Source organism: Candidatus Jordarchaeum sp. (assembly GCF_052745115.1).
In genome coordinates, this window is sequence record NZ_JBRAKS010000280.1 from 1 (window position 1) to 5214 (window position 5214).

A 5214-nucleotide genomic window follows, 5' to 3' on the forward strand; every position below is an offset into this window, starting at 1 on the left:
TGAGAATGGCGTGACCCACAAATTAACCTTACCAACCGTATTTGGCACCAGAACCTAAGAATATAAGATATATTTGTGTTGATATACTCCCAGTCTAGGGATTAAGAAGTTTTAAGGTTTGTTGCATTTTAGCAGTTGCACCTCAAAGGGTATCAGTGCACCTTTTCAGTATACTTTTTCTATACTGAATTGACCTGTGCCCTAGTGACGCAATGATATTGAATGTCCTCATTAGCGTCGGCGTGGTCAACCATAGTTGGATAGTCATGTTTCAGGCTATCAGGTAATTTCCGGATTAAGAAGCAAAGTTTCTATTTTATTTAATGAATGGTAGCAATCTTTTAAGATGCAAGGTTTGCGGGAAACCGGTGTCTGGAAAGATTCGCTATCAAACTTTACGTCTTCTTTTCTGTGGCCCGTATTGAGGGCTCAAAGCTGGTTTAAATGGCAGATCTATTTTTAGGGATTCTCCTATTTTTATTCTTTAGGGTAATAAAAAATACAGAAAAATATAAATATAGGTAATATTAACTATAGTTAATAATTTCGTTACGGAGGAATAATGTAAAAATCAAGAGGTGCATGTGAAAAATGTCAAAAAGAAGATTAGATACGTTAGCCGTGCACGTCGGACAGGAAGTTTCTGATCCGGCAACGGGTGCAAGAGCAGTTCCCATATATCAGACGACGTCGTATGTCTTCAAGAATACGAAGCATGCGGCGAATCTCTTCACTCTCAAAGAATTCGGAAACATCTACACTCGGATAATGAATCCAACAAATGATGTTTTTGAAAGAAGGATCGCTGTCCTTGAGGGCGGTACAGGCGCTCTAGCAGTGGCTTCAGGGCAGGCTGCGGAGACTCTGGCTTTACTGGCAATCACACAGCTTGGTGATGAAATTGTTTCAGCCAATAATCTCTACGGTGGAACGTATCAATTGTTTCACTACACCTTTCCCAAACTGGGAAGAAGGGTGAAGTTTGTCGACTCTACAAAGCCGAACGAATTCAAGAAAGCGATTACCGATAGGACGAGAGCAATATATGCTGAGACGATTGGTAATCCCAAACTGGATGTGCCGGATTTTGAAGTTATCGCCGGAATAGCGCACAAAGCGGGCATTCCTTTTGTTGTCGATAACACTGTCGGCGTCGGACTTGTTAAGCCTATAGATTATGGAGCGGATATAGTAGTCAACTCTGCAACTAAGTACATAGGTGGGCATGGTACATCTATAGGCGGGGTAATTGTTGATTCTGGAAAATTTGATTGGAGTAGCGGCAAATTCCCCGAATTTATGGAACCTGACCCGAGTTATCACGGGATAAAATACTGGGAAAGCTTTGGAGATTTTCCAGGTTTAGGGAACATAGCTTTCATTACTAAGGTAAGGGTGCAGTGGCTTCGAGACTTAGGACCAGCTTTGAGTCCTTTCAATAGCTTTTTGTTTCTTCAGGGACTGGAAACTTTACCCTTGAGGCAAAGAAAACATTCTGAAAATGCTCTTGCAGTAGCTAAATTTCTGAGAGAGCACCCCTTGGTCGCATGGGTTAACTATCCTGGATTGGAAGAGCATCCTAGTCATAAGTTGGCAGTCAAGTACCTAAGGGGAAACTATGGGGGTCTTGTGGGTTTTGGAATAAGAGGTGGATTAGAAGCGGGGAAGAGGTTTATCGAATCGGTAAAGCTTCTCTCCCATCTAGCTAATATAGGGGATGCAAAAAGCCTCGTTATACACCCCGCCTCAACGACACATCAGCAGTTAACTAGAGAAGAGCAAGAGGAAACAGGGGTAACGGAAGATTACATACGACTATCTATCGGCTTAGAAGATGTTGAAGACATTAAGGAAGACATAGATCAAGCTCTACGAGCTGCTGTAAAGAAATAAAATCATCCGCAGCAGCACCGCATAATTTTTTCGTAGCATTCCTGTGTGGTGGCAAATAATGACCGAATGTAGTAAAAGCATAGAGACCGTGGAGACAAAATATTTTACATTTGCAAACCCACCCAACGAATTAGCTCTTGAATCTGGAGAAAAGCTTGGACCGATCACTCTAGCTTACGAGACATATGGCAAACTCAATGAACAAAAATCTAACGCAGTACTCATACTTCACGCCCTTTCCGGAGACGCTCACGCGGCAGGATTTCATGAAGGAGATAAAAATCCCGGCTGGTGGGATGTAATGATCGGGCCAGGTAAATGCTTTGATACGGAGCAATATTTTGTTATATGTTCAAATGTAATCGGGGGTTGTAAAGGCTCAACAGGGCCGTCCTCAATAAATCCGAAAACGAATAAACCGTACGCGCTTGAATTCCCAATAATAACTATTAAAGACATGGTAAACGCGCAGCGCCACTTGATAGACCACCTGGGAATTGAAAAACTCTTAACTGTAGTCGGAGGATCAATGGGAGGAATGCAGGTTTTACAATGGATGGTTTCTTATCCGGATAGAATACTCTCCGCGATCCCCATCGCAACAGCGTTAAAACATACCCCCCAACAGATCGCCTTCAATGAGGTGGGCCGACAGGCGATTATGGCCGACCCCGACTGGAAAAATGGCAATTACTACGGAGATTCACCTCCAGCCAAAGGGTTAGCTGTGGCCAGAATGATAGGACACATAACTTATATGAGTGATATTTCAATGATTGAGAAATTCGGCAGGCGATTTACGCCTAACAAACAGCTGCTTAAATTTGGTATCGACTTTGAGGTAGAACAATATCTAAGGTATAGGGGAGATAACTTTGTTAAAAGATTTGATGCCAACTCCTATCTTTATATCACCAAAGCTAACGATTACTTCAATATTTTAAATGGAAAAAATATAAATGAAATTTTTAAAGGATTGAAAGCGAAAGTTCTCGTTATAGCGTTTAAATCAGATTGGCTGTATCCAGCATATCAATCTCAGGAAATCGTGAGGGCGTGCAAATTAGCAGGGGTGGACGTTACATACTGCGAGATTAACTCTACCTACGGTCACGATGCATTTCTATTGGAAGTCGAGGAAGAAACGCATTTAATCAAACATTTCTTAAAAACGGTATTAAACGGATACGGGGACTAGGTGAAAATGATGCATGGTTCTATTAAATTAGAATACGGAGTTATCCTTGAGTGGGTTCAAAAGCGTTCCTCCGTGTTGGACCTTGGCTGCGGTGACGGAGAGTTATTGTCTATTCTTATACGAGAGAAGCAGGTGCATGCTCAAGGAATAGATATCGACGAACAGGCAATTTGTAGATGCGTGAGCCGGGGTCTAAGCGTGGTTCAACAGGATATAGACACTGGGCTGTCTGAATATCCGGATAAGTCCTTTAACTACACTATACTAAACCAGAGTCTGCAGCAGGTAAAAAAACCAGATTTTGTATTAAAAGAAGCCATGCGAGTAGGCGAAAAAACTATTATCAGTTTCCCAAATTTTTGTTACTACGATGCAAGATTCAAAATATTTTTTGGAGGAAGGGTTCCAGTAACGCCCGCGCTTCCTTATAAGTGGTATGATACACCAAATCTGCGCTTTCTGAGTATTTCGGACTTTATTGAATTTTGTAATAAGAGAAACATCAAAATCGAGAATTCGGCTTTTATAAGAAAAAATAAAAGAATAAGAATATTTCCGAATTTATTCGGGGAGATTGGGATCTTCCTGCTTTCAATATAGACGAAGACCTTAAAATAGGAGATGGAAAAAATTTATATTATAAACGCGCATAGCCTTGGGCGAGCGAATCACGGAAGAAAGACTTGATAGATTTAGAAAGGCCGAATTATTAATTAGGAAAAATTAGCGAGTTCGACAGCTTCAACTTCTTGACCATAACCGATTGGTGAGAATAGAGCTGGGAAAAGACGAAAATGGCCTACTTTTTAACTCTGGAATTATGGATAAAATCGCTGAAGAACTCAGGCAGCTAGACTTTAAGTTCGTCACACTGGATTTAGAATGAAGACAGAACTATGAGCATGCTGGTGGCTATAAAAATATGAATTTTCAAAAAAACCAAGGAAATTATAATCATATAGTTTTTCCAAGATTTCTTTGAGTATGTCTTCGACATTGATTCAGTAAAAAAGCGAAGAAGCAAGACCCTATGTTAAAATCAATTCCCATTAAGAGCTGTGCCATTTTTTTAAAACTTATCATTTTACTTTCTTAGAAAACCTTAAAATCTGGAACAAAACTGTTTTCGCATACTTATATTTTCGGAGGACTGCTATTGACTGATGCTTACGAGAAACTATGGCAGGTTATGAACAATTGGTTCATGAAGCTTCCTAAACAAAAACAATTATTTGAGATTCTGAAAAGGATGTTTACAACCGAAGAGGCTGAGTTCCTCCCCTCCCTCTATAAAATGCCAGTAATTGATGTAAAAACGGTGGAACAAGCAGCAGAAGAACTCAATTTGGACGAGCAATACGTTAGAACGTTGTTTGAGAGTCTTGCGAGTAGAGGATTGATTAATGAATTTAAGGGCAAGGAAGACGGAAAGCTGTATTACTCTCTTTTAATGTTGCTGCCGGGGCTCATCGAGTATCATGTGGGTCAAGGTCCTTTAACCGATGCCAAACTTGAGATCCACAGACTTATGGAAGAGTACACGGGTTTTGGACACGAAATCACTGCTTCAAATTATCCGCTTTTCAGAACTATTCCAGTTGAGGAAAAACTGGATGCAACCACCGAGATATTACCATTTGAGAAAATTAGTGAGTACATTTCCGATTCTCGCTCCATAGCGGTTTTCAACTGTTACTGCCGATCACTTAGCAACAGGTGCGATAAGCCTATTGAGGTGTGCATGACTTTTGACTCAGTTGCGGACTATATGGTCAAGTATCGAGGTGCAAGACAGGTTACTAAGGAGGAGGCTCTGGAAATAATCAAAATGTGTGAAGACCATGGTCTCGTTCATAACACCACTAACCAAGCAAAAAAACCAGTAATGATTTGCAACTGTTGCAGCTGCTGCTGTGGAATATTGGGCGGAATTATACGGCAACACAATCCGCGCACACTGACAAAATCCAACTTCCTTCCCCAAATCGACCAAGAGGTCTGTAAACTGTGCGAAGTATGTGTTAATAATTGCCCCTTGGAAGCCATGTGGCATCACTACCCACATAATCAGTATCCCCGCTTTGTTAGTCTAGTATCATATTTTTCAACTCCTCGGTTTTTTG

The 5214-nt window shown here is 40.9% G+C and carries 4 protein-coding genes; all 4 read left to right on the forward strand.

Features of this window, described 5'->3' with window-relative positions; translation table 11 throughout:
• Positions 1–591 precede the first annotated feature (591 nt).
• On the forward strand, positions 592–1893 hold the full coding sequence (locus ACUVXA_RS15935) for an O-acetylhomoserine aminocarboxypropyltransferase/cysteine synthase family protein (RefSeq protein WP_445872272.1): 1302 nt from the start codon (positions 592–594) through the stop codon (positions 1891–1893).
• A gap of 58 nt (positions 1894–1951) precedes the next feature.
• Entirely contained in the window at positions 1952–3091 is a 1140-nt protein-coding gene (gene metX, locus ACUVXA_RS15940) for a homoserine O-acetyltransferase MetX (protein ID WP_445872273.1), read from the forward strand.
• Between the two features lie 6 nt (positions 3092–3097).
• Positions 3098–3691: a methionine biosynthesis protein MetW gene (gene metW / locus ACUVXA_RS15945; RefSeq protein ID WP_445872274.1), complete on the forward strand. Its 594-nt coding sequence runs from the start codon at positions 3098–3100 to the stop codon at positions 3689–3691.
• Between the two features lie 556 nt (positions 3692–4247).
• A partial coding sequence (locus ACUVXA_RS15950; RefSeq protein ID WP_445872275.1) for a hypothetical protein occupies positions 4248–5214 on the forward strand: 967 nt, incomplete at its 3' end.

Bases quoted from the DNA above. Each gene is read 5' to 3' on its own strand.
- ACUVXA_RS15935 (WP_445872272.1), top strand. From the start codon at position 592: ATGTCAAAAAGAAGATTAGATACGTTAGCCGTGCACGTCGGACAGGAA.
- metW (WP_445872274.1), top strand. From the start codon at position 3,098: ATGATGCATGGTTCTATTAAATTAGAATACGGAGTTATCCTTGAGTGG.
- metX (WP_445872273.1), top strand. From the start codon at position 1,952: ATGACCGAATGTAGTAAAAGCATAGAGACCGTGGAGACAAAATATTTT.